The following is a 23,261-nucleotide window of genomic DNA, read 5'->3' as shown; positions in this document are numbered from 1 at the left end:
CACGTGGTCACATTACCACCGCGAGTGGGTGCCTCCCCCGCACCCCGTCACGGACCGTCGACGGTCGGCGGCGTGCGCTTCTGCTCGGCGACGGCCTCGGCGGCCTCGAGGGGCGTCGACGGTGCGTCGCCCGCGGGGACGGCCCGCCGCTCCCGGGCGGACGCGGCGAGGCTCGCGACCGTTGCGACGACCATCGAGACCACGATGACCCCCAGCGACATCCACGTCGAGATCTCCGGCGCCCAGTCGATGTGATCGCCGCCGTTGATGAACGACAGCTCATTGACGTGCATCGCGTGGAAGAACAGCTTCACGCCGATGAAGGCGAGGATGAACGCGATGCCGTAGTGCAGGTACTTCAGGCGGTCGAGCAGATCGCCGAGGAGGAAGTACAGCTGTCGGAGCCCCATGAGGGCGAACAGGTTCGCCGTGAACACGATGAACGGATTCTGCGTGATGCCGAAGATCGCCGGGATGGAGTCGATCGCGAACAGCAGGTCGGTCATGCCGATCGCCGCGAACACGATGATCATCGGCGTGAAGATCTTCTTGCCGTTGACAACCGTCCGCACCTTCGCGCCGTCGTAATGGTCGCTGATGTCGACCATGCGACGGAGGGTCCGCACGATGAACGACTCTTGCTTGACGTCGTCGTCGTGACCGCCGCCGGGGAATGCCTGCCGCCATGCCGTCCAGATGAGGAAGGCACCGAAGATGTAGAACACCCAGCTGAACTGCTCGATGATCGCAGCGCCGGCGAGGATGAACAGCCCACGCAGGACGAGCGCGATGATGATGCCCACCATCAGCACTTCCTGCTGGTAGCGGCGCGGCACCGCGAACTGCCCCATGATCAGGACGAAGACGAAGAGATTGTCGATCGAGAGGCTGTACTCCGTCAGCCACCCGGCGATGAACTGCCCCGCGAATTCGTGCCCGGCGAAGAGCCACAGCATCCCCGCGAAGATCAGAGCGAGCGTGACGTAGAACACGACCCACAGCGTCGACTCGCGGGTGGACGGGATGTGCGGACGCTTGAGGATGAGCAGCAGATCGGCGACGAGGATGAGGACGAGGGCGACCAGAGAGCCGACTTCGAACCAGACGGGAAGCTCCATCAGGACCTTTCGGAGGGGACGGTTGACGTCGAAAGTCTCTCCCCCGCTCCGGCGTGCATGCTCGATCCGGTGCGGCGCGCGCCCGGGGCTCCGACGACGGAACCCGTACTGACGGGACGCGCGAGGCGGGATACTCCCTCTCGCTCGCTCAAGGATACAGGGATGCCGCCGTGGAAAAGGCCGCCGAATCGATGCCGATCCGAGACGTGTGCGCACCTGCCGACACTGACAGAGTGGGAACAGACGAGGAGACCCATGACCCCCGAGCCTGACCGCGCCGCGACGTCGCACACCGACGCCGACCTCGTCGCGGCCGCCGCGAGCGGGAGCGAGAGCGCCTTCCGCGCGCTGTACCGCGCCTACGTGCGACCGGTGTACTGGCTCGCGCACTCGCTGGTCGGGACGAGCGCCGACGCCGAGGACGTGACGCAGGAGACGTTCCTGGCCGCGTGGCGGAAGCTGCCCGGGCTGGAACTGGCCGGCGACTCCCTGCTGCCGTGGCTCGCGACCATCTGCCGCTTTCAGAGCGCGAACCGCATCCGCCGGCAGCAGCGCGATCGGGTGCACACCGCGGCCGGCGTCGATGAGACGATCCCTGCGGTCGTGGACGTCGAGAAGCAGGTCATCGACGCCGCGCTCGTCGAGCGCGTCATCGCCGAGGTGGGCACGCTCAGCCCGCTCGACCAGAGGATCTTCCACCTGTGCGCTGCCGAAGGCTACGCCTACCAGGCCGCCGCCGATGAGCTGGGGGTCTCGCACGGGGTCGTCCGCAATCGTCTGTCCCGCATCCGCACGCAGTTGCGGAACTCGATCGAACCGGAGGGGACATGAACACTCACGACATCACACTGCCCGAGCTGTCGGACGAGCGCGTCGACGAGATCGAGACGACGCTGTTCGCGCGCATCTCGCAGGAGCGACGGGATGCCCGCGCTGACGCCGAGCGTGCGCGTGCACGTGCCACTCGGCGCGGGCGCATCTGGATGGGCGTGGCGGGCGCGGCGGCGTTCGTCGCGGTCGCCGCCCTCATCGCCCCGCAGCTGAACCTCGGCAGCGGATCGAGCGGGTCCCGGGCCGAGGAGGCGTACGTCTCCGAAGTGGCGCCCGCAGCCGGCATGCCGATGGACGGCTCGGCCTCGTCGATGGACGGTGCGGGTATTGCGGGTGCGGACGCCGGTGCCGCGACGGGCTCCGAAGACGCGCTCGCCACGGGCAACCGCGAGATCATCGCGACGGCCAGCGCGACGGTGCAGGTCGAGGATGCCGCGGCAGCGGCCCAGCAGATCGGCGACGCGGCGACCGCCGCGGGCGGCTACGTCGAGTCGATGAGCATCGACGGCACAGCCGTCGACACGACAGCGGGCGACTCACCGGAGATCTCCCCCGCGTACTCCGGCGCGTGGATCACGGTGCGCGTGCCGGCCGATCACCTCGACGCGGCGATCGCGCAGCTCGCGACGGTCGGCGAGGTCATGGCGAGCCAAGTCAGCCGGCAGGACGTCACGACGGAGGCTGTCGATCTGCGCGCGCGGGTGACAGCCCTCGAGGCATCCGTCGCACGTTTGACCGAGCTCATGGGTCAGGCGACGTCGACAGCGGATCTCATCGCGGCCGAGTCGGAACTCGCGCAGCGGCAGTCCGAGCTCGACTCGTTGCGTCAGCAGCTCACCTGGCTCGACAACCAGGTCGGGATGTCGACGCTCACGGTGTCGCTCACGGTCGCCGCCCCCGCCGTCGCAGCCGACCCCGCGGGTTTCGGTGACGGCATCGCCGCGGGGTGGAACGGGCTGATCGCGACGCTCAACGGTCTGGTCGTCGCGATCGGATTCCTGCTCCCCTGGGTCGCGGTACTGGCGATCGCGTGGCTCGTGTTCTGGGCGGTGCGCCGCGGCATCCGCAGCCGCCGCGCGCGGCGCGCCGGCGAGCAGTCCGCAGAGGGCTGAGCCCGGAGGAATGCAGAAAGCCCGTCCGTGCGGACGGGCTTTCTGCATGTGGTGACCCCAGCGGGATTCGAACCCGCGTTACCGCCGTGAGAGGGCGGCGTACTAGGCCGCTATACGATGGGGCCGTACTTTTCGCTGCGTAAGCAACCGTTCGATTATGCCATGTCTGGCGGGCCCTCGCAAAATCGAGGCGCGAACCCCGCCCAGATGCGACACCCAGACGCAACGCGCCGGTGGGCTTGCCGCAGCGCCGCGGCACGCGTTGACTGTCTTCATGCGCATCACGAAGCACGAGCACGCCTGCCTGCGACTGGAGCTGGAGGACCGCCAGCTGATCATCGATCCCGGCGGTTTCACGCTGCCCCTCGAGGATCTGCACGGCCTGGTCGCCGTCGTCATCACGCACGAGCACGCCGACCACTGGACGCCGCAGCAGCTCGCACACATCCGCGCGCAGGTGCCCGATGTCCCGATGTACGGCACGGCCGGCGTTGCGGCGGCGGGTGCCGACGTCACGGTCGTCTCCCCCGGCGACACCGTGACCGCCGGGCCGTTCACGCTCACCTTCCACGGCGGCACGCACAACGTCATCCACGAGTCGATCCCGGTCGTGCAGAACGTCGGCGTGCTGGTCAACGACACCTTCTACTACCCCGGCGACTCGTACTCGCTGCCCGGCGACGCGCCGATCGCGATGCTCGCGGCTCCCGTCGGCGCCCCCTGGCTGAAGATCGGCGAGGCGATGGACTTCGTGCTCGCGGCGCGGCCGCACCGCGCGTTCGCGACGCACGACATGACCCTCTCGCGCATCGGCCTCGACATGCATCGAGCACGCCTCGCGTGGGCCGCTGAGCAGGGCGGCGGCGAGTTCGTGACGCTCGATCCCGGCGACGCCGTCGAGGTCTGACCGCAGCTGAAATGACGGATGCCGCGGACTCCCCGGTCGGGGACTCCGCGGCATCCGTCGGTGGTCCGGGCTCAGGCCTCGGCGTCGTGGTCCGTCTCGAGGAACGCGACGAGCGAGTCCAGTGCTGCCTCTGCTCCGTCGCCCTCCGCCTTGAGCGTGACGACGGTGCCCTGCGTGGCACCCAGGCCCATCAGGCTGAGGATGCTGCCGGCGTTGAGGTCGGCACCGCCCTCGACGGCGATGGTCACGGGCACACCGGTCGCCTGCACGGCCTGCACGAAGAGCTTCGCGGGGCGGGCGTGCAGACCCGAGCTGCTCGCGACGGTGGCGGTACGTTCTGCCATGGATTCCTCCTGGATCGTTGGTCGAGGGTTGTCTTCGAGACTAGGCGGTCGCGACGGCCTGCGGAACTCCGTCGGCGCCAGAGGTAACCGGCTCGGCCCCGCGCCGGTGCGCGAAGCGCTTGAGCGCGACGACCGAGAATGCGGCGACGACGGTGCCGGCGGCGATCGCGATGAGCCACAGCCAGAAGTTGTCGATCGCGAAGAACACGAAGACGCCGCCGTGCGGAGCCTTCGCGGTCACGGCGAAGGCCATCGACAGGCCTCCGGTGACGGCGCCGCCGAGCATCATCGCGGGGATGACGCGGAACACGTCAGCGGCGGCGAACGGGATCGCGCCCTCCGAGATGAAGGCGGCACCGAGCAGCCACGCGGCCATGCCGTTCTCGCGCTCAGGCTCGGTGAACAGGCCACGTGCGAGGACCGTGGATGCCAGCGCCATCGCGAGCGGCGGCACCATGCCGGCCGCCATGACGGCTGCCATGATCTGCAGGTAGCGGTCGTCGCCGGCGAGCCCCGCGGACAGGCCCGCGGTCGCGAAGCCGTAGGCGACCTTGTTGATCGGGCCACCGAGGTCGAAGCACATCATGAGGCCGAGGATGACGCCGAGGATCACGACGCCGGCGCCGGTGAGGCCGCCCAGCCAGTCGCTCAGCGCGGTCATGAGCCACGCGATCGGGCCGCCCAGGACGAGCAGCATCAGGCCCGAGGCGAAGATGGATGCCAGCAGCGGAATGATCACGACCGGCATCAGTCCGCGCAGCCAGCGCGCCACGTTCAGCTGGTTCAGCCACCACGCGGCGAGGCCGGCGAGCAGACCACCGACGATGCCGCCGATGAAGCCCGCGCCCATGAGGCCCGCGATGGCACCGGCGACGAAACCGGGTGCGATGCCCGGGCGGTCGGCGATGCCGAACGCGATGTAACCGGCGAGGGCGGGGATCAGGAAGCCCATCGAGGTGCTTCCGATGATGAACGCGACCGAGCCGAGGTATTGGCCGAGCGGGCCGAGCGGCGAGGTGATGTCGGTCGTGGGCAGGTTCCACAGGGCGTTGTGCAGGACGACGTCACCCGCGTTGTCGGTGACGTTGTAGCCGCCGAGCAGGAATCCGAGGGCGATCAGCAGACCACCGCCGGCGACGAACGGGATCATGTAGCTGACACCGGTCAGCAGCGCCCGCTTGACGCTGCCGCCGAGTGAGGTCGGTGCCGCCTGCGCGGTCGAGGCCTCGCCCGCCGACGCGCTGACGCGCGCGGCCGCCGGGTTGCCCACGGCGGCGATCGCCTCGGCGATCAGGTGCGAGGGCTCTTCGATGCCCTTCTTGACGGGTACGCGCACGACGGGCTTGCCGGCGAAGCGCTGCTCGCCGCGGACGTCGACGTCGACGGCGAAGATCACGGCATCCGCATCGTCGATGACCTGCTGCGGAATCGCCTTGTAGCCCGACGAGCCCTGCGGCTCGACCGTGAGGTCGATGCCGTCCTTCTGACCCGCTGCGGTCAGCGCGTCGGCCGCCATGAACGTGTGGGCGATACCCGTCGCACAGGCCGTGACGGCGACGATGCGTGCGGGGCGCCCGTCGACGGTCAGTCCCGGCGCGACGGCGGCTGCGGGCGCGGGCGCTGCGGCCGGCGCGGCCGCAGGCTTTGCGGCGGGTGCGGGCGCATCGCTGACGGCGTGCTGCACGAGGTCGACGACATCCTGCGGCGTCGCGGCGCTGCGCAGACCCGCCGTGAACTCGTCGCGCATGAACGCGCGGGCCAGGCGCGACAGCACGGCGAGGTGCTCTTCGGCGGCGGTGTCGGGCGCGGCGATCAGGAAGACGAGGTCGGCGGGGCCGTCACCGGCGCCGAAGTCGACGCCCGGCGCGAGGCGCGCGAAGGCAAGCGTGGCCTCGTTGACCGCGGGGCTCTTCGCGTGCGGGATCGCGATGCCGCCGGGCAGCCCGGTCTCATCGGTCTGCTCGCGCTTCCAGGCATCCGCGGACAGCGCCGCGCCGTCGCTCGCGCGACCGGTTGCGGCAACACGCGCCGCGAGGGCGTCGATGACCGCCCGCTTGTCGGTGCCGAGCGACTCGTCAAGGCTGACGAGCGCCGGCGTGATGATCTCGGACACGGTGACCTCCAGTGGTCGGGTTGGGATTGTCAGTGGGTGAGAGCGCTCACCGGCACGTCGCCGGGGAGCAGATCTGCCGGGGTGGGAGCTTGGGTTCCGGGGAGGGCGGCTGCCGCGGAGCCGTAGCGGATGCCGCTGCGCAGGCACTCCTCGGGTTCGCCGCCGGATGCCTCCGCCAGGAGGAAGCCTGCCAGCGAGCTGTCGCCCGCGCCGACCGTGCTGCGCACGCGCGTGGGCGGCGGAGTCCCCTGCCACGCGCCGTCGGGCGTGACCAGCACGGCACCGGCACCGCCGAGCGTGACGAAAGCGGCACCCACGCGATCGGGCACGAGCGCCCGGCCCGCCGCGGCGACGGCCTGCGGCAGCGGGATGCTGGCATCGAGCGGTGCTCCGGTGAGCTCCACGAGCTCGTCATCGTTGGGCTTGATCAGGTCAGGGGCACCGGCTGCGACCACGGCGCGCAGCGCCGCGCCGGAGGTGTCGACCGCGATGCGGGGCGCGTCGGCGTTCGCGCGCACGGCGCGGATGACGTCGACATAGAAGTCGTCGGGCAGGCCCGGCGGCAGCGATCCAGCAAGTACGAGCCAGCGCGCACCCGCCGCGGCGGCGGCGACGGCTGCGATGAGCGCATCGCCGTCCTCGCGCGAGCGGGTGACGCCCGGGAGGTTGATCTTGGTGGTCACGCCCGACGGGTCGGCGATCGTGAGGTTGGCCCGGGCCGCGCCGTGCGCGGCGACGGGCCGCAGGGGCACGCCTGCTGCCCGCAGCACGACGGCGAACTGGTCGTCGGCATCGAGCGGCAGCACGGCCACGCTGTCCTGCCCCGAGCCGAGCAGCACCCGGGTGACGTTGATGCCCTTGCCCCCGGCATCCTCCCGCACCGACTGCGCGGTCTGCACTTCACCGGGCCGCAGCGGCTCGGCAAGGGTCACCGCACGATCGAGCGACGGGTTGGCAGTGAGTGTGACGATCATGCGATCCAGACCTCCGCATCTGCAGCCTGCAAGGCTTCGGACAATTCCCTCGGCGGGGCGGCGTCCGTGACGAACACGTCGATGTCCGCCAGGTCGCCGAACGAGACGAGCAGCTCGGCGTCGAACTTCTCGGCGTCTGCGACGACGAACGTGCGCCGCGCGGCGCGGATGATCGCGCGCTTGACGGCGGCTTCATCCGGATCGGGTGTGCTGAGTCCGAAGCCCGTCGACAGGCCGTTCGTGCCGATGAAGGCGATGTCCGGACGCAGACGCGAGACGGTGTCGACGGTCTGCGCCCCCACCGCGGCCGCGGTCAGTCCGCGCACGCGTCCGCCGATCGCGGTGAGGCTCAGGGCTGGGGCGCCCGCGAGAAGGTGGGCGACGGTCATCGAGTGGGTCACGACTTCCAGGGGGTGGGCTCCGGCGGGGCGCTGCGCCAGCAGGTGCGCGATGGCAGCGGTCGTCGTGCCCGCGTCGATGTAGACGGAGCCTTCGAACGCCGCCGGCATCGCATCGAGGGCACGCGCGGCGATCGCGAGCTTCGCGTCACTGCTGCGCAGAGTCCGTTCGGCCAGGGATGCCTCGGCGGTGCTCACGCGCGTACGCGCAACCGCTCCCCCGTGCACGCGGCGCACGGCTCCCGCCGACTCGAGCTGGTCGAGGTCGCGGCGGACGGTCTCGGTCGTGACGCCGAAGCGGCGTGCGAGTTCTACGACGACCACACGGCCTTCTGTCGCGACGAGGTGCTCGATGAGCTGCTGTCGCTCCGTTGCGTACATGTGGACCCTCCTTGGATATCCACACAATACAACACATACACAGATCGGCACAAGCCTGTCGATCGACAGACACGTCGAGTCGCGACAAGCGACATTCGGGAGCGCTTTGTAGCAGATCTACAAGGGACTGGGCGTCAGCATTCGTGGCACTTGGTTCCACACGGCAGATGCGCACAAGGTTGCCGAAATCTGCCCGGTCAGGCTGTTAGCGTCATGTCGCTCTCCCGACAGAGCACCCACACCACGCCTGCGACGATGCAGGCGCGAGACAACGGAGTCCTCAATGACGAGAACCGGCACACACACCCATGGCATGGGTATGCGCGTCACCGTCATCGTGCTCGGCCTGCTGCTGGCCACGATGACGACCCTGTACCTGATCACCGCCGCGAAGCTCGACGCCGGCGCCGCAGAGCTGAGCGCCGGCGCCGCACAAGCCTCATCGGGCTCGGACGAGCTCGCCGCGGGCGCGCAGACGCTCTCGGACGGCGCATCCGACCTCTCGGCCGGTGCCGAGAAGCTGGATGCCGGCGCCACCGCTGCCGCCGACGGCGCGAGCACCTTGTCCGACGGTGCCACCAGCGCCGCGGCGGGTGCCGCCTCGCTCGCGACCGGGGCCGGCACGCTGGCCGCCGGCGCCGATTCGGCCGCGACCGGTGCGGCCAAGGTGCGCGACGGCGCGGCATCCGCCGCTGCCGGTGCCGCCCAGCTCTCCGCCGGCGCACAGAGCGCCGCGGGAGGCGCACGCGACCTCTCCGCCGGAGCGCAGACCGCCGCGACCGGCGGCACGCAGCTGGCCGAGGGCGCTTCGACGCTCGCCCGCGGCGTCGTCGGTGCCGACACGTACAGTCGTGCCGTGTTGAGCGGAGCTGAGACCTTCCAGCAGAAGGCGGAGGGCTTCTCGGCACTGCTGGGCAGCAAGGTCAGCGCTGAGGTCACCGCGCTCGCCGACAACGGCGCCGCGATCACCGCCAACGCGACCAGCGCCCAGGGCAACGCGAGCACGCTCGCCACACTCGTCGCGGCGGGCGCCGCCGACCCCGCGAACGCCGACTGGGCGACGATCTCGGCGCTCGCCGCCGGGCTGAACCAGCAGGTCGCCGCGATGGCACCGCAGGCAGCGGCCGCTCCGGCGCTTGCCGCCGGCCTGCGCGACGCCGCGGGCGGGGCGGCGCAGGTCGCCGGCGGCGCTGCGCAGGTGACCGGCGGGATCTCCGCCATCATCAACGGCGATGCCGCCAACGCCTGGCCGGGTACCGTGGCCCTCGCCGACGCGCAGAAGGGCGCGCCGTATCTCGCAGCGAAGGCGCAGGAACTCGCCGCAGGCCTCGACAAGCTCAACGCGGGCGCCGCGCAGCTTGCCGGCGGCACGGGCCAGCTCGCGGCCGGTGCCGGTTCGCTGGCATCCGGCACGCAGACGCTGTCGACGGGGGCCCTCGCACTCAGCTCGGGCGCGCAGAACCTCGCGGTCGGCGCCGGCAGCCTGTCGGCGGGTGCGACCTCGCTCGCCGACGGCACGCAGCAGCTGTCCGACGGCGCGGGCAGCCTCGCGACCGGATTGAACGACCTCTCCGCCGGCGCGACGACGCTGTCGGACGGCTCGGCCCGGCTGTTCGATGGATCGGGGACGCTCGCCGCGGGCGCCTCGCGCCTCGCCGACGGCAACGCCGAGATCGCCGCGGGCACCGACACGCTGAAGGCGGGCACGTCGAGCCTGGTGCCGGCGCTGCTGCCCTGGATCTTCGGTACGGCGATCGTGGGGCTTATCGCGATCACGGCGTGGATCGGGCACCGACTCGTGCACCGCAACCGTCAGCGCGGGCTCGTCGCCGCCTGATCAGACCGCAACGACAGAGGGGTTCCCGGCCGCGATGGCCGGGAACCCCTCTGCGGGTGGGAGTGAGGCTCAGGCCTCGCTCATGACGTTGACTTCCTGCTGGCCGCGCGCGGCGAGGGCCGCGGCGCGGGCCGCGATGCGGCGAGCCTGCTCGACCTGGCCGGCATCCAGCGTCTCCTGGTCGACGGGGTAGCTCTCGACCTTGTTCACACCGTTGTACTTCGCGATGTACGCGTCGAGCTCGGGGCCCGACTCCCACGACGTGATGAGGCAGTAGCGGGGCTCGTCGCCGTAGTGCGCCGCCGCGTGCCACAGGCGCTGCGTGTCGACGATGAGCTGCGCGCCGGCGGGAAGGGCGATGCGCGTCTCCTCGCTCGGGTCGGTGCGGTTCTCACGCAGCACGAAGTAGCTCGTCTTGTCGTCGGTGAGGTTGAAGAACCCGCGGACGACCCAGCCGGTGCCGTCGGGGTTGAGGCGGTTGTTGTCGTCCTGGTGCAGGTTGTAGAGGCAGTCCGCGTAGGTGTTCGGCTGCAGCTCGATGATGCGGCAGCGGCCGACGTTGGCGCCGGGCTCCTGCGCGCGTGCGGTCAGCGTCGGGGCGATCGCGGTCTGCGAGTCGATCCAGACGCCGTCCTTGTCGGTGCGCGGCGGCTTGTGGTTCCAGAAGCCGTTGCACTCGATCTCGCCCTTGGCCGAAGCCAGCGGCGCGAACCGGGTGTCGCCCGACGACTTCCAGTCGACGTACTCGACGTCAAGCCATTCCTTGGGGTCGATCTCTGCACCGTACATGTCGAGGACGACGTAACCGGTCTCCTCGAGCGCAGCGCTCTTGATGTATGCCATGACGGATCATGCCCTTTCTGCCGGACAAGCGAAGTTTTTACAGGCCCGACTGAGGCAAGCCTACAGAGCCGTTTTGTGAACGCGCATAGACTCGACCGAGGTCTGCAAGGAGCGTCTTTTCGATCATGAGCACTGCCGCGAGCATCGCCTCGACTATCCCCGCCGCGAACGTCGAGGCCACCGCCGTCAACACGATCGGGTGGCTCTCCGCCTCCGATACGACGATCGTCGTTCCCGTCTATCAGCGTCAGTATCGGTGGGATATCGGCGGCTGCGAACAGTTGCTCAGCGACGTGCGTGCGGTGTCGGCGGCGGATGCCTCGGACACCCACTTCATCGGGTCGATCCTCTCCGCCGCGTCGACCTCCGACGCTGACGAGGGCGCCCATCTCGTGCTCATCGACGGCCAGCAGCGCATCACGACGCTCATGCTGCTCGTCGCCGCCCTGCACCACACCCTGCGCGACGACGACCCGACGCTCGCCGCCGAACTGGAGCGGGTGCTGGTGCGCGCCGACGACCCGACGCGCACCAAGCTGCGCCCGCACCGCGCCTGGGCCGACGTCTTCGAGAGCGTCGTGCTGGACCGCCGCGCGGCATCCGACGACCTGCGTGAATCGCGCTTCGACGACAACTACGCGTTCTTCCGCAGCCAGATCCGCCCCGGCGAGGCGGCGAGCATCTGGCGCGGTCTGACGAAGCTCGAGCACGTCTCGATCACCCTCGGCGCGGCAGCGAACGCGCAGCAGACGTTCGAGAGCCTCAACTCGACCGGCGAACCGCTGCGCGATCACGAGCTGATCCACAACTACGTACTGATGGGCCTCTCGCACGCCGAGCAGAGCGAGATCGAGAACGACTACTGGCTGCCGATCGAAGACGCCACCGGCGAGCAGATCGGTGCGTTCTGGCGTCACTACCTCGTCATGCTGACCGGCCGCGAAGTCGCCGTCGCCGGTGAACGGGGCGTGTACGACGCGTTCCGCCACGAGTTCCCGCGACTGGATGTCGACACGCTGCGCCAGCGCGCCGCACAGTGGCGCGAGTTCGCGCAGATCTACGGCGTGCTGCTCGACCCCGCGCAGGCACCCGACACCGAGATCGCCCGTCAGCTCGGCTACCTGAACACGTTCGGACGCGGCGTCTACCCCCTCGTCATGCGGCTGTACCGCTCGCACGCGCACGGCGAGCTCGGCATCGACGAGCTGCTCTCGTCGCTCGAGCAGCTGCAGTCGCTGCTGCTGCGCCGCAAGATCGTCGGCATCTCAACCGACCGTCTGGTGGCGCGCCTGTGCCGCGCGGCCGATCGCGGCACGAACGATCTCGTCCACGCGATCGCGCGCATCACGCCGTCCGACGAGCGCACGCGCGTCGGTCTCAAGTACGGCGACCTCCCCCACGCGCACTACGTCTTGGGCCGCCTTGCCGGCACGAACGGCGGGGACGCGCTCGACATCGAGCATGTCGTGCCGCTGGCACCCTCCGACGAGTGGTCGCCCGATGGCATCCGCCGCTGGGCCGAACTCACCGACGACGAGCAGAACAGCTTCCGCGCCCTGGCGCAGACCCTCGGCAACCTGACGCTGCTCGAGCAACCGCTCGCCGAGCGGGCGATCGACGCGTCCTTCCCCGCCAAGCGCGCCGCTTACGCGGCCAGCGATGTCGTCCTCACGACCGAGATCGCGAGCGCGGATGCCTGGAGCACCGCAGCCATCGCCGCGCGCACCGAGCACCTCACCGATGTCTTCGTTCGTGTGTGGGAGCGCCCCGCTGTCGTCAGCATCGACGACGACGACCTCACTCCCATCCTCGACGCGAAGCGCCGCCGCGGATGGCCGCGCGGCTGGCAGCGCGAGTTCGACTACGTCGAGTTCCGCGGTGAGCACTGGGAGGTCAAGGACATCCGGTACCTGTTCAACCGCGTCTTCAAGCGACTGTGGACAGAGTCGGATGCCTCGCGCCAGGCCGTCATCGACTTCAGCGCGCGCCGCGGCGGCCCCCTCTATCCGGAGATGGCGTGGAACGGCCAGTGGGACCAGATCGCCGACGGACAGTACCTCTACATGGGCTGGGACTCGAAGTACATGCTCGCCGCGGTTCAGGGCGTGCTCGATGAGGCGGGCTGGGCCAGCGAGGTGTTCCTCAAGTACAGCTACATCGGCGACGCGATGCGCTGACGCGCTGCGCGGCTGACGGCCCCCACGAGTGCCTCGTACTCGCTCGTCGGCCGGATCACGCTCATACGTCAAGCATGCGCTCTGTTTACGAGTCGGGCGCAGATCACACCGACTTCGCGGCTTTCGCTTCTGCCTTCAGTTGATCCTTCGAGGCTCGCTCGATGAGCACCGGGAGGAAGTCGCGCACCTTCGCGGAGTCGAGTGCGACGCGGTGATGGTTCACGACCTCGCGGACCCGATCGCCGCCGAGCGCGGCGTACTTCTCGGTGAGACGGTCGACGATCTCTTCGATCATGTCGTCTTCGTTGAGCTCGGTGCCCATGGCCCGCTCCTCACTCGCATCGTTGCTGATGCTGACCATACCCGCCCGCGCTGTCTACGGATACAGCAAAACCCCCGCCTGAGCGGGGGTTTTTGCTGGCTGGGGTACCTGGACTCGAACCAAGAACAAAGGTACCAGAAACCTCCGTGTTGCCAATTACACCATACCCCAAGGGGTGACGGCCGAAGCCGTACCGAAGATCAAGCTTAGCCCACGCAGACGGCCCGGCCAAACCGGGGCGCCCCGGGCGCGTCGGTTTCAGCCCAGGTGCTGCACGAGGGCGCCTAGTCGGGCGATGGTCACGGTCTTGCCGAGCAACTCCATCGACTCGAACAGCGGCGGTGAGATGCGGCGGCCACTGACGGCAACGCGCAGCGGCCCGTAGGCGACGCGGGGCTTGAGCCCCAGTTCCTCGATGAGGGCGTTCGCGAGCGCCTCCTGCACGGCGGCGGTGGTGAAGGCATCCTCCGGCACGAGCTCGAGCGCGGCGACCGAGGCGACGAGCACCTCGCCCGCGTTCGCGGGCAGGCCCTTCAGCGCGTCCTCGTCGTAGCCGGTGACGTCGCGGAAGAGGAAGCCGAGCAGGCCCGGCGCCTCCCCCAGCAGCTGCATGCGCTCGTGGACGAGCGGTGCCGCGGCATCCAGCGTCGCCTGCTGCGCCGCGGTCGGCGGGTTCTCGAAGAGACCCTCGGCGGCGAGATACGGCACGAGGCGCGCGGCGAAGTCCGCGGCATCCAGCATGCGGATGTGGTCGCCGTTGATCGACTCCGCCTTCTTCTGGTCGAAGCGCGCGGGGTTCGGGTTGACGTCGGCGATGTCGAACGCCGCGACGAGCTCATCGCGTGAGAAGACATCACGGTCGGCCGCGATCGACCAGCCGAGCAGCGACAGGTAGTTGAGCAGGCCCTCGTGGATGAACCCCTTGTCGCGCAGCAGGAACAGGTCGGCCTGCGGGTCACGCTTGGAGAGCTTCTTGTTGCCGGTCTCACCGAGGACGAGCGGCATGTGCCCGAAGCGCGGCACGAAATCTGTCACGCCGGCGTCGTTGAGCGCCGCGTACAACGCGAGCTGACGCGCCGTCGACGGCATGAGGTCTTCGCCGCGGATGACGTGCGTGATGCCCATCAGCGCGTCGTCGACGGGGTTCGTGAACGTGTACAGCGCCTGGCCACCCGCGCGCACGACGACGAAGTCGGGGAACGATCCCGCCGGGAACGTCACCTCACCTCGGATGAGGTCGACGTAGGTCAGGTCGTGATCGGGCACGCGCACGCGGTACGCCGGCTCGCGACCCTCCGCGCGGAAGGCATCCTTCTGCTCGTCGGTCAGGTCGCGGTCGAAGTTGTCGTAGCCGAGCTGCTTGGCGCGGCCGGCAGCCTCGTTGCGCGCGTCGATCTCCTCGGCCGTCGAGTACGACTCGTAGACGGCGCCGGTCGCGATGAGCTTCTCGAGCACCTCGGCATAGATCTCGTGGCGCTGCGACTGGCGGTACGGCGCGTGCGGGCCGCCCTTCTCGACACCCTCATCCCAGTCGATCTCGAGCCAGGTCAGCGCGTCGACGAGCTGCAGGTAGCTCTCTTCGCTGTCGCGCGCGGCATCGGTGTCCTCGATGCGGAAGATCAGCTTGCCGCCGGTGTGCCGGGCGTAGGCCCAGTTGTACAGCGCGGTGCGGACCATGCCGACGTGCGGCAGACCCGTCGGCGAGGGGCAGAACCGGACGCGGACGTCGGCGCCGGAGGCGGTGGTGGTACGGGGATCGATCGCGGCACACATCCGCACCAGTCTAGTTCGCGGCGCGTCAGGCCCGCCGCGCGTACGGCGAGAGCACCGTCACGGCGACGACCACGACGAGGGCCACGAGCGCGAGCCCGCCGTAGCCGATCGCGCTCAGCACGACGCCGGCGAGCACGGCGCCGACGGCCGCGCTGAAGGTCATGATCGTGTCGCTCAGGCCCTGGCGCCGCGGACGCCGCGCGGTCAGCGTGCTCTCAGTGAGCAGTGCGGCACCCGCGACAGTGGCGGCGCTCCAGCCGGCCCCGAGCAGGAAGAGTGCGACGAGCACCGTCCACTGCGAGTCGGGTGCGACCGCCGCCAGCACGAGCGACGCCGCCAGCAGCGCCTGACCCACGAGGATCGTCGCGATGCGGCCCGCCCGGTCGGCCAGCATGCCGAACAGCGGCGAGAGACCGTACATCCCGAAGACGTGCAGCGCGATCGTCGTGCCGACCACGAGCGTCACATGCTCGGGTGCGAGGTGCGACAGATGAATGGGGGTCATGGCCATGACGGATGCCATGACCACGTGCGAGCCGGCGACGGCGAACATCGCGTACCGCGCCGCGACGGACCGATCGGTCTCGACGATGTGGTCGCGGCGCGCCTCGCCGCTGCGCGCGAGCCGCTGCGCGATGAGCAACGGGTCAGGCCGCAGCGCGACGAGGTAGAGCGCGAGCGCGGCGATCTGGGCGACGATCGAGAAGACGTACGCGCCCGTGAGCGGAGGCATCCCGATCAGCTGCCCGACCGCCTCGCCGGGCGTCAGCATGAGCGGGCCGAGCACTCCGCCGACAGTCGTCGCCCACACGACCGTGCCGAGATCACGCGCGCGACGATCGGATGCCGCGAGATCGGTCGCCGCGAAGCGGGACTGCAGGTTGCCCGCGTTGCCGGCCCCGATGAGGATCACCCCGACCAGCAGCAGCGGGAAGACCCGCAGCGCCGCCGCGGTGATCACGATCGCGATGCCGACAAGAGCGAAAAGGTTGCCAAGCGTCAGCGCGGTGCGCCGTCCGCGCCGGGCCGCCAAGCGGGCCAGCGGGATCGCGCACAGGGACGCACCGAGGGTGACGGAGGCCGTGGCAAGGCCCGACAGCGACTCCTGCCCAGACAGGTCGGCAGCCAGCAGGGCCCCGAGTGAGACGGTCGCGCCGAACGCGATACCCCCGAGTACCTGCCCGGCGGCGAGCACACGGACGGTGCGCCGCTGGATCGCGGCGACCTGCTCGGGCGCATCGGGCGGCTCGAGCGGCTCGGGCGCTTCGGGTGCGGCGGCGGGACCGTCCGTCACGCGTCGCGCGCCGGGTTGCGCAGCGTGCCGAGCCCCGTGATCTCGACTTCGACCGTCTGCCCGGCCTCGAACGGGCCGATCCCGGCCGGCGTGCCGGTGAGGATCACATCTCCCGGCAGCAGCGTGAACGCCGCCGACGCGTAGGCGATGATGTCGGGAACCGAGTGGACCATGTCAGAGATCGGGCCGTCCTGGCGCACCTCGCCGTCGACGCGCGTGATGATGCGCGCTCCGCCGGCGAGGTCGAACTCGGTCTCGATCGCGGGGCCGAGCGGGCAGAACGTGTCGAATCCCTTCGCACGTGCCCACTGCCCGTCGGATGCCTGCAGATCGCGCGCCGTCACGTCGTTGCCGATCGTGTAGCCGAACACGTAGTCCAGTGCGTCGCTCGCCGGCACGTTCTTGGCGACCCGGCCGATGACGACGGCGAGCTCGCCCTCGAAGTCGGTGCGCTGTGACTGCGGCGGCCGCACGATCGCGTCGCCCGGGCCGATCACCGCGGTGTTCGGCTTGAGGAACAGCAGCGGCGCGGCGGGTGCCTCACCCCCCATCTCGGCGGCGTGGTCGCGGTAGTTCTTGCCGACGCAGACGACCTTCGAGCGCGGGATCACCGGAGCCAGCAGCGCGGCTTCGCCCAGCGGCACCCGCTCGCCCGTCGTGTCGAACCCGGTGAACAGCGGGTCACCCGCCAGCACGACGAGTTCGGTGTCGTCGACGATGCCGAAGCGGATGGCGTCCTGGTGGCTGAAGCGTACGATCCTCACGCACTCAGCCTATCGAGGCGCCACCCGCAACGGTCCTCACGCGTCGAGACGCCGCAGCCAGTCGTGGGTATCCTCGCGACGCCCGTACTGGATGTCGGTGAGCTCTTCACGCAGCGACAGCGCGAGGTCACCGAGAGGCTGCTCGTCGATGAAGTCCTTGCCCTTCAGCACGCCGATCGGGGCGACGACGGCGGCCGTGCCGCACGCGAACACCTCGACGATGTCACCGGATGCCACACCCTGACGCCACTCGTCGATCGAGACCGCGCGGCCCTCGATCTTGTGGCCGCGGTCGGCGGCCAGCTGCAGGATCGAGTCGCGCGTGATGCCCTCGAGGATCGAGTCGGACTGCGGGGTGACGATCGTGCCGTCCTTGTAGACGAACACGATGTTCATGCCACCGAGCTCTTCGACGTTGCGGTCTTGATCGAGGAAGACGACCTGATCGCAACCCTGCTCGTAGGCCTCGGCCTGCGGCAGCAGGCTCGCGGCGTAGTTGCCGCCCGTCTTCGCCGCACCCGTGCCGCCCTTGCCGGCGCGCGCGTAGTCCTCGCTCAGCCAGATCGAGACGGGCTTCGCGCCGCCCTTGAAGTACGCGCCGACCGGCGAGGCGATGAGGTAGTAGCCGACCTTGTTGGCGGGGCGCACGCCGAGGAACGCCTCCTTCGCGAACATGAACGGACGCAGGTACAGGCTCTGGTCAGCGCCCGACGGCACCCACTCGCCGTCGACCGCGATGAGCGCCTTGAGCGACTCGAGGAAGTACTCGACGGGCAGCTCCGGCAGCGCCAGGCGACGCGCGCTGCGCTGCAGCCGCAGCGCGTTCTGGCGCGGGCGGAACGTGTGGATCGACCCGTCGGCGTGCCGGTACGCCTTGATGCCCTCGAAGATCTCCTGACCGTAGTGCAGCACCGCCGCGGCCGGGTCCAGCGACAGCGGCCCGTACGGCTGGACGCGCGGGCGGTGCCAGCCGCCGCGTACCGACCAGCAGATGTCGACCATGTGGTCGGTGAAGGCCGTGCCGAACACGGGGTCGACCAGCAGTTCGGTGCGCTCCTGCGCAGAGCGCGCGGCGAGGTTCTTCGTGACAGCGAACTCGAGCGGGGCGAGTCCGGCGTCGGGGTCGAATGTGAGGCTCATGTCCATCCCTGATGTCTGTGCGGCGGCATCCCCAGGCTACGCCTGGAGTGCCGCGACGATCGCGTCTCCGACCTCGGTGGTCGTGCGCGTGTGTGTGCCCCGTGCGGCGATGTCGTCCTCGACGGCGCGGGTGACGCGCTGCGCCTCGCTCTGCAGCCCGAGGTGATCGAGCATGAGGGCGACGGACAGGATCGCGGCCGTGGGGTCGGCCTTCTGGGTGCCCGCGATGTCCGGCGCCGAGCCGTGCACGGGCTCGAACATCGAGGGGAACGCGCCGTCGGGGTTGATGTTCCCCGATGCGGCGAGGCCGATGCCACCGGTGACGGCGCCGGCCAGGTCTGTCAGGATGTCGCCGAAGAGGTTGTCGGTGACGATCACATCGAAACGGCTCGGGTTCGTGACCAGGAAGATGGTTGCCGCGTCGACGTGCAGATAGTCTACGGCGACGTCGGGGTACTCGGATGCCACGGCATCCACGATCCGCTTCCAGATGCCGCCCGCGTGCACCAGCACGTTCGTCTTGTGCACGAGCGTGAGCTTCTGCCGGCGGCGCTGCGCCTGCGCGAACGCGTAGCGGACGACCCGCTCGACTCCGAACGCGGTGTTGACGCTCGTCTCGTTGGCGACCTCGTGCGGCGTGCCGACGCGGATCGCTCCGCCGTTGCCGACGTACGGGCCTTCTGTACCCTCGCGGACGACGACGAAGTCGATCTCGCCGGGGTTCGCGAGCGGGCCGGGAGCACCCGGGTACAGCTTCGAGGGGCGCAGGTTGACGTAGTGGTCGAGCGCGAAGCGCAGGTTCAGCAGCAGGCCGCGCTCGATGTTGGCATCCTTCAGCCGCACATCGCCGGGAACGCCGCCGACGGCACCGAGCAGGATGACGTCGTGCTCGGCGATCGCCGCGAGATCCTCGTCCGAGAGCGTGTCACCGGTCTCGAGGTAGCGCGCGGCGCCCAGCGAGAACCGCGTGCGCTCGAAGGTGACGTCGGATGCCGCGGTGACGGCGTCGAGGACCTTCTCGGCTTCGGCGACCACTTCGGGGCCGATTCCGTCACCGGGGATCAGGGCCAATCTGATGACGCGCGACATTGCTCTCCTTGCGACTGCGTGGGCTCGTTCCCAGCGTAGTGGCCGCGATGACGGCCGCTGCGATCACGAGCGCCGCACCCGCGAGCGAGGTCACGACCACGCCCCCGTCGAAGGCGTGGGAGGCGGCGACGCGCAACTGCTCGCCAATCGCCCCGCCGAGCTGATCGGCGACGGTCATGGCCCCGGCGAGCGTCTCGCGCGCGGCATCCGCCAGCGACGACGTCAGTCCCTGCGGCAGCACGATGCCGGTGCGGAACAGCGACGTCAGGATGCCGCCGAGCACGGCCGTCCCGAGGACGGCGCCGAGCTCGTACGCGGTCTCGGAGACGGCGCTGGCCGCGCCGGCCTTGTCCGGCGGTGCGCTCGCGAGGATGAGGTCGTTCGAGACGGTCTCGGCCGCGCCGATGCCGATGCCGAGCAGGACGAACGCCGCCACGAGCAGCGCGAGGTCGGCGTCGGTCGCAGACATCGCGACCAGGACATACCCCGCGACTGAGAACATCAGCGCGATGGGCACGACGATGCGCGCGTCGACGCGTTGCGCGATCGGCACGATGACCAGGCCCGCGATGATCATGGCGACCATTCCGGGGACGAGCGCGAGACCGGCATCCATCGGCGAGAGTCCGACGATCAGCTGCAGGTGCTGCGCGACGAAGAACAGGAACCCGACGAGCGCGATGACGCTCAGCAGGTTCACCAGCAGCGCGCCCGTGAACGTGCCACGGGTGAACAGGCGCATGTCGAGCATGGGTGCGGTGCTGCGCAGCTGGCGACGCACGAACAGCGCGCCGAAGCCCAGGCCGACCAGCACGAGCACGGGCACCGTGAGGTCGAAGCCGTGCACGGCGGCTTCCTTGATGGCGAACACGATCGGCACCATCGTCGCCATCGACAACAGGATGCTGACGGGGTCGATGCGGCCCGGGTTGGGGTCGCGGCTCTCGGGCACGAGCAGCGGCGCGAGGATCAGCAGGGGCAGCAACACGGGCACGGCCATGAGGAACACTGAGCCCCACGCGAAGTGCTCGAGCAGGATGCCACCGACGATGGGGCCGAGCGCCGAGCCGGCCGAGAACATCGATGCCCACACCGCGATCGCGAGCCGGCGCTGGTCACGGTCGGTGAAGATCGACCGCAGCAGCGAGAGCGTCGACGGCATGAGCATGGCGCCGAAGACGCCCATCGCCGCGCGCGACGCGATGAGCAGGCCCGCCGTGGGGGCGAAGGCCGCGAGCGCCGAGATCGTCGCGAACCCGGTCGCGCCGATCAGCAGCATCCGGCGGCGTCCGAAGCGGTCGCCGAGCGTTCCCATCGTCACGAGCAGGCCCGCGAGCACAAGCGGGTACGCGTCGATGATCCAGAGCTGCTCCGCGCTCGTCGGCGAGAGGTCGCGCGCGATGTCGGGCAGCGCGAAGCTCAGCACCGTGTTGTCGACCGACACGAGCAACACGGGCAGCATGAGGACGACCAGCGCCGTCCAGCCCCGCCAGCCCACTCTGCGACCCTGTGCGTCTGCGATGGTGATCTCTTCAGTCAATGTCATTTGTAAACCGTCCAGCCGGTATAGTAACAGACGACGGCGACCGGAAGGAAGACCGATGTCCCGACCCCCACGCGCCCGCGAGAGCGTGCTCGATGCCTTCGAGAGCCTGCTCGTCGACGACGGCGAACGCGCCGCGACGATGGATGCCACGGCCCACGCCGCGGGTGTTTCCAAGGGCGGCCTGCTGTACCACTTCGCCTCGAAGGACGCCCTCGAGCGCGGCCTCCTCGACCGGCTCGAAACCCTCGTCGACGAGGATCTCGGCCAGATGGCCGCGGCACCCGAGGGCACCGTCGCGTACTACCTGCGCACGTCCGTCATGGACGGCGACCCGCTCGATCGGGCGCTCATCGCCACCTCACGCCTCGCGCAGGGTGGACGCGCCGACGCCGCCGAGGCGCTGCAGCGCGTACGCGCGCGGTGGGCGGATGCCCTGCGGCCGCACGTGCGCGACGAGGCCGCGCTCGCGCTCGTCCTGCTCGTGAGCGACGGGCTGTACTACAACAACGCCCTCTCCAGCGACCCGGTTTCGGGCCCGGTCCCCCGCGGCGCCGCGCTGGACGCGCTCATCGCGCTCGTCGAGGCATCCGCGCACTGACGCACCCGGCTGATGCCGCGGCTCAGGCCTCGGTGATCTCGATCTGGCGGAAGAGGTCGGCGCCGACGGCGGCGCGCATCTGCTCGAGGATCTCTTCGGGCACGGGCTGGTCGACCGTCAGCACCGACAGCGCGCGGCCGGACGCGTCGGGGTGCGCCACGAACAGTCCCGCGATGTTGATGCCGGCTTCGCCGAGCTTCTGACCGTAGATCGCGACGATTCCGGGGCGGTCGGCGTAGCGCATCACGACGTGGTGCTGCTCGATCGGCACCTCGATCTCGTACCCGTTGATGCCGACGATCTTCGGCACCATGCGGGTGCCCGCGAGCGTGCCCGCGACCGTGAGCACCGACCCGTCGGACAGCGTGCCGCGCAGGATCGTGATGTTGCGGTACAGCGGGCTGTCGGCCTCGACGATCAGGCGCGTCTCGATGCCGCGCTGCTCGGCGAACAGCGGCGCGTTGACGTACGACACGTTCTCGCTGACGATCTTCGTGAAGATGCCCTTGAGCGCCGCGAGGCGGTACACGCTGACGTCGTAGGCGGCCAGCTCGCCGCGCACCTCGATGTCGAGGCTCGTCAGGGCACTGGCGGCAAGACCCGAGAACACTTGGCCGAGCCGCTCGACCAGCGCGATGCCGGGGCGCACGAACGGGTCGATGACGCCGCCGGCGACGTTGACGGCATCGGGAACGAGGTCACCCTCGAGAGCGAGTTTGACGGAGCGGGCGACCGAGATGCCGGCTTTCTCCTGTGCTTCGTCGGTGGATGCCCCGAGGTGCGGCGTCACGACGACGTTCGGCAGCGAGAGCAGCGGGAAGGCGGTGCCGTCTTCCTTCGGCGGCTCAGAGGTGAAGACGTCGAGCCCCGCACCGGCGATCTCGCCGGTCGTGAGCGCCGTGTACAGCGCGGCCTCGTCGATGAGCCCGCCGCGGGCGACGTTGACGACGTACGCGGTCGGCTTCATCAGTGCGAACTGCTCGGCGCCGATCATGCCGGTCGTCTCGGGGGTCTTCGGCATGTGGATCGTGACGAAGTCACTCTGCGCGAGCAGGTCATCCAGCGGCAGCAGCGTCACGCCGAGCTGCTGTGCGCGGGCGGGCGTGACGTAGGGGTCGTACGCGACGACCGACACACCGAAGCCCTGCAGGCGCGCCGCGATGAGGCCACCGATGCGGCCGAGGCCGATGATGCCGACCGTCTTCTCGAACAGCTCGGTGCCCGTGAACGAGCTGCGCTTCCATGCGCCCGCCGCGAGCGAGGCGTGCGCCGCGGGAATGTGACGCGCGAGGCTCAGGATGTGGCCGACGGTGAGCTCGGCTGCCGAGATGATGTTGGAGGTCGGCGCGTTGACGACCATGACGCCCGCCGCCGTGGCCGACTTGATGTCGACGTTGTCCAGGCCCACACCGGCGCGTGCGACGACCTTGAGGCGGGATGCCGCGGCGATCGCCTCGGCATCCACCTTCGTCGCCGATCGGATCAGGATCGCGTCGGCGTCGGCGATCGACGACAGCAGCGCGGGGCGATCGGTGCCGTCGACCGTGCGGATCTCGAAATCCGGCCCGAGGGCATCGATCGTGGCGGGGGAGAGTTCTTCGGCGATCAGGACGACAGGCTTGGTCACGGGGTTCAGCCTACCGTCCGCGACCACACGCACCTGACCGTGTGACGACGGAAGTAACCGGCAGAGGGTGCCC

20 protein-coding genes and 2 tRNA genes are annotated in these 23,261 nt (G+C 69.8%); 6 read left to right on the top strand and 16 right to left on the bottom strand.

Annotated elements, in window-relative coordinates; translation table 11 throughout:
- Positions 1 to 47: 47 nt before the first annotated feature.
- Positions 48 to 1,118, bottom strand: a complete 1,071-nt coding sequence (locus BGO46_RS05710; protein ID WP_292677484.1) for a TerC family protein — start codon at positions 1,116 to 1,118, stop codon at positions 48 to 50.
- Between the two features lie 255 nt (positions 1,119 to 1,373).
- Between BGO46_RS05710 and BGO46_RS05705 the strand changes: the two genes are divergently transcribed.
- Both BGO46_RS05705 and BGO46_RS05700 read left to right on the top strand, forming a co-directional pair.
- A complete protein-coding gene (locus tag BGO46_RS05705) occupies positions 1,374 to 1,949 on the top strand; it encodes an RNA polymerase sigma factor (RefSeq protein ID WP_292677482.1) in 576 nt (191 codons plus the stop codon).
- On the top strand, positions 1,946 to 3,061 hold the full coding sequence (locus tag BGO46_RS05700) for a DUF4349 domain-containing protein (protein WP_292677480.1): 1,116 nt from the start codon (positions 1,946 to 1,948) through the stop codon (positions 3,059 to 3,061). Before BGO46_RS05705 ends, BGO46_RS05700 begins: the two co-directional genes overlap by 4 nt.
- A 49-nt stretch (positions 3,062 to 3,110) precedes the next feature.
- On the opposite strand, the gene BGO46_RS05695 is transcribed toward BGO46_RS05700, so the two are convergent.
- Positions 3,111 to 3,186: transfer RNA gene (locus BGO46_RS05695), tRNA-Glu, on the bottom strand.
- Positions 3,187 to 3,335: 149 nt separating this feature from the next.
- On the opposite strand from BGO46_RS05695, the gene BGO46_RS05690 reads away from it, so the two are divergent.
- Entirely contained in the window at positions 3,336 to 3,968 is a 633-nt protein-coding gene (locus BGO46_RS05690) for an MBL fold metallo-hydrolase (RefSeq protein ID WP_292677478.1), read from the top strand.
- Between the two features lie 71 nt (positions 3,969 to 4,039).
- Here BGO46_RS05690 and BGO46_RS05685 read toward each other — a convergent pair whose 3' ends face one another.
- The 4 genes from BGO46_RS05685 to BGO46_RS05670 are packed head-to-tail and all read right to left on the bottom strand — an operon-like array spanning position 4,040 to position 8,178.
- On the bottom strand, positions 4,040 to 4,312 hold the full coding sequence (locus BGO46_RS05685; protein ID WP_292677476.1) for an HPr family phosphocarrier protein: 273 nt from the start codon (positions 4,310 to 4,312) through the stop codon (positions 4,040 to 4,042).
- Positions 4,313 to 4,352: 40 nt separating this feature from the next.
- A complete protein-coding gene (locus tag BGO46_RS05680) occupies positions 4,353 to 6,425 on the bottom strand; it encodes a fructose-specific PTS transporter subunit EIIC (RefSeq protein ID WP_292677474.1) in 2,073 nt (690 codons plus the stop codon).
- Positions 6,426 to 6,454: 29 nt separating this feature from the next.
- Positions 6,455 to 7,399 carry a 1-phosphofructokinase gene (locus BGO46_RS05675; RefSeq protein ID WP_292677472.1) on the bottom strand — a complete coding sequence of 315 codons (945 nt, stop codon included), beginning with the start codon at positions 7,397 to 7,399 and terminating at the stop codon, positions 6,455 to 6,457.
- Positions 7,396 to 8,178, bottom strand: a complete 783-nt coding sequence (locus BGO46_RS05670) for a DeoR/GlpR family DNA-binding transcription regulator (RefSeq protein ID WP_292677470.1) — start codon at positions 8,176 to 8,178, stop codon at positions 7,396 to 7,398. Before BGO46_RS05670 ends, BGO46_RS05675 begins: the two co-directional genes overlap by 4 nt.
- 313 nt (positions 8,179 to 8,491) lie before the next feature.
- On the opposite strand from BGO46_RS05670, the gene BGO46_RS05665 reads away from it, so the two are divergent.
- Complete coding sequence (locus BGO46_RS05665) at positions 8,492 to 10,015, top strand: hypothetical protein (protein WP_299985488.1); 1,524 nt, start codon at positions 8,492 to 8,494, stop codon at positions 10,013 to 10,015.
- A 69-nt stretch (positions 10,016 to 10,084) separates the two neighbouring features.
- On the opposite strand, the gene BGO46_RS05660 is transcribed toward BGO46_RS05665, so the two are convergent.
- A complete protein-coding gene (locus tag BGO46_RS05660; protein WP_292677465.1) occupies positions 10,085 to 10,858 on the bottom strand; it encodes a hypothetical protein in 774 nt (257 codons plus the stop codon).
- Between the two features lie 125 nt (positions 10,859 to 10,983).
- Between BGO46_RS05660 and BGO46_RS05655 the strand changes: the two genes are divergently transcribed.
- Entirely contained in the window at positions 10,984 to 13,035 is a 2,052-nt protein-coding gene (locus tag BGO46_RS05655; RefSeq protein WP_292677463.1) for a DUF262 domain-containing protein, read from the top strand.
- Between the two features lie 103 nt (positions 13,036 to 13,138).
- On the opposite strand, the gene BGO46_RS05650 is transcribed toward BGO46_RS05655, so the two are convergent.
- The 8 genes from BGO46_RS05650 to BGO46_RS05615 form a co-directional block, all read right to left on the bottom strand.
- Positions 13,139 to 13,357 carry a three-helix bundle dimerization domain-containing protein gene (locus BGO46_RS05650; RefSeq protein ID WP_292677461.1) on the bottom strand — a complete coding sequence of 73 codons (219 nt, stop codon included), beginning with the start codon at positions 13,355 to 13,357 and terminating at the stop codon, positions 13,139 to 13,141.
- A 96-nt stretch (positions 13,358 to 13,453) separates the two neighbouring features.
- A tRNA-Gln gene (locus BGO46_RS05645) sits at positions 13,454 to 13,528 on the bottom strand.
- 87 nt (positions 13,529 to 13,615) lie between these two features.
- The gene (gene gltX, locus BGO46_RS05640; RefSeq protein WP_292677459.1) at positions 13,616 to 15,130 is read right to left on the bottom strand and encodes a glutamate--tRNA ligase; all 1,515 of its coding nucleotides are present in this window, start codon (positions 15,128 to 15,130) and stop codon (positions 13,616 to 13,618) included.
- 25 nt (positions 15,131 to 15,155) lie between these two features.
- A complete protein-coding gene (locus BGO46_RS05635) occupies positions 15,156 to 16,346 on the bottom strand; it encodes an MFS transporter (protein ID WP_292677577.1) in 1,191 nt (396 codons plus the stop codon).
- Positions 16,347 to 16,420: 74 nt separating this feature from the next.
- Entirely contained in the window at positions 16,421 to 17,188 is a 768-nt protein-coding gene (locus BGO46_RS05630; protein ID WP_292677456.1) for a fumarylacetoacetate hydrolase family protein, read from the bottom strand.
- A 36-nt stretch (positions 17,189 to 17,224) separates the two neighbouring features.
- Positions 17,225 to 18,328, bottom strand: a complete 1,104-nt coding sequence (locus tag BGO46_RS05625; protein WP_292677455.1) for a branched-chain amino acid aminotransferase — start codon at positions 18,326 to 18,328, stop codon at positions 17,225 to 17,227.
- Positions 18,329 to 18,364: 36 nt separating this feature from the next.
- Positions 18,365 to 19,417 carry a 3-isopropylmalate dehydrogenase gene (locus BGO46_RS05620; RefSeq protein ID WP_292677453.1) on the bottom strand — a complete coding sequence of 351 codons (1,053 nt, stop codon included), beginning with the start codon at positions 19,415 to 19,417 and terminating at the stop codon, positions 18,365 to 18,367.
- Positions 19,380 to 20,963 carry an MFS transporter gene (locus BGO46_RS05615; protein ID WP_292677451.1) on the bottom strand — a complete coding sequence of 528 codons (1,584 nt, stop codon included), beginning with the start codon at positions 20,961 to 20,963 and terminating at the stop codon, positions 19,380 to 19,382. The genes BGO46_RS05620 and BGO46_RS05615 overlap by 38 nt, the downstream gene beginning before the upstream one ends.
- A gap of 55 nt (positions 20,964 to 21,018) precedes the next feature.
- Here BGO46_RS05615 and BGO46_RS05610 point away from each other — a divergent pair, with 55 nt between their 5' ends.
- A complete protein-coding gene (locus BGO46_RS05610) occupies positions 21,019 to 21,561 on the top strand; it encodes a TetR/AcrR family transcriptional regulator (RefSeq protein ID WP_292677449.1) in 543 nt (180 codons plus the stop codon).
- Positions 21,562 to 21,583: 22 nt separating this feature from the next.
- Here BGO46_RS05610 and serA read toward each other — a convergent pair whose 3' ends face one another.
- Positions 21,584 to 23,188 (bottom strand): phosphoglycerate dehydrogenase, encoded by a 1,605-nt coding sequence (gene serA / locus BGO46_RS05605; protein WP_292677447.1) that lies wholly within the window; start codon positions 23,186 to 23,188, stop codon positions 21,584 to 21,586.
- Positions 23,189 to 23,261: the final 73 nt, after the last annotated feature.

Source organism: Microbacterium sp. 70-16, from assembly GCF_001898315.1.
In the GTDB taxonomy this organism is placed as follows: Bacteria; Actinomycetota; Actinomycetes; order Actinomycetales; family Microbacteriaceae; genus Microbacterium.
This window is presented reverse-complemented; position numbering and strand designations above follow the sequence as displayed.

What these genes read in the sequence shown, in the direction of transcription:
- BGO46_RS05625 (WP_292677455.1), bottom strand. Translation starts at nt 18,328, where the DNA reads ATGAGCCTCACATTCGACCCCGACGCCGGACTCGCCCCGCTCGAGTTC.
- BGO46_RS05690 (WP_292677478.1), top strand. Translation starts at nt 3,336, where the DNA reads ATGCGCATCACGAAGCACGAGCACGCCTGCCTGCGACTGGAGCTGGAG.
- BGO46_RS05685 (WP_292677476.1), bottom strand. Translation starts at nt 4,312, where the DNA reads ATGGCAGAACGTACCGCCACCGTCGCGAGCAGCTCGGGTCTGCACGCC.
- BGO46_RS05620 (WP_292677453.1), bottom strand. Translation starts at nt 19,417, where the DNA reads ATGTCGCGCGTCATCAGATTGGCCCTGATCCCCGGTGACGGAATCGGC.
- BGO46_RS05705 (WP_292677482.1), top strand. Translation starts at nt 1,374, where the DNA reads ATGACCCCCGAGCCTGACCGCGCCGCGACGTCGCACACCGACGCCGAC.
- BGO46_RS05665 (WP_299985488.1), top strand. Translation starts at nt 8,492, where the DNA reads ATGGGTATGCGCGTCACCGTCATCGTGCTCGGCCTGCTGCTGGCCACG.
- BGO46_RS05700 (WP_292677480.1), top strand. Translation starts at nt 1,946, where the DNA reads ATGAACACTCACGACATCACACTGCCCGAGCTGTCGGACGAGCGCGTC.
- BGO46_RS05710 (WP_292677484.1), bottom strand. Translation starts at nt 1,118, where the DNA reads ATGGAGCTTCCCGTCTGGTTCGAAGTCGGCTCTCTGGTCGCCCTCGTC.
- BGO46_RS05660 (WP_292677465.1), bottom strand. Translation starts at nt 10,858, where the DNA reads ATGGCATACATCAAGAGCGCTGCGCTCGAGGAGACCGGTTACGTCGTC.
- BGO46_RS05615 (WP_292677451.1), bottom strand. Translation starts at nt 20,963, where the DNA reads ATGACATTGACTGAAGAGATCACCATCGCAGACGCACAGGGTCGCAGA.
- BGO46_RS05610 (WP_292677449.1), top strand. Translation starts at nt 21,019, where the DNA reads ATGTCCCGACCCCCACGCGCCCGCGAGAGCGTGCTCGATGCCTTCGAG.
- BGO46_RS05650 (WP_292677461.1), bottom strand. Translation starts at nt 13,357, where the DNA reads ATGGGCACCGAGCTCAACGAAGACGACATGATCGAAGAGATCGTCGAC.
- gltX (WP_292677459.1), bottom strand. Translation starts at nt 15,130, where the DNA reads ATGTGTGCCGCGATCGATCCCCGTACCACCACCGCCTCCGGCGCCGAC.
- BGO46_RS05655 (WP_292677463.1), top strand. Translation starts at nt 10,984, where the DNA reads ATGAGCACTGCCGCGAGCATCGCCTCGACTATCCCCGCCGCGAACGTC.
- BGO46_RS05670 (WP_292677470.1), bottom strand. Translation starts at nt 8,178, where the DNA reads ATGTACGCAACGGAGCGACAGCAGCTCATCGAGCACCTCGTCGCGACA.
- BGO46_RS05675 (WP_292677472.1), bottom strand. Translation starts at nt 7,399, where the DNA reads ATGATCGTCACACTCACTGCCAACCCGTCGCTCGATCGTGCGGTGACC.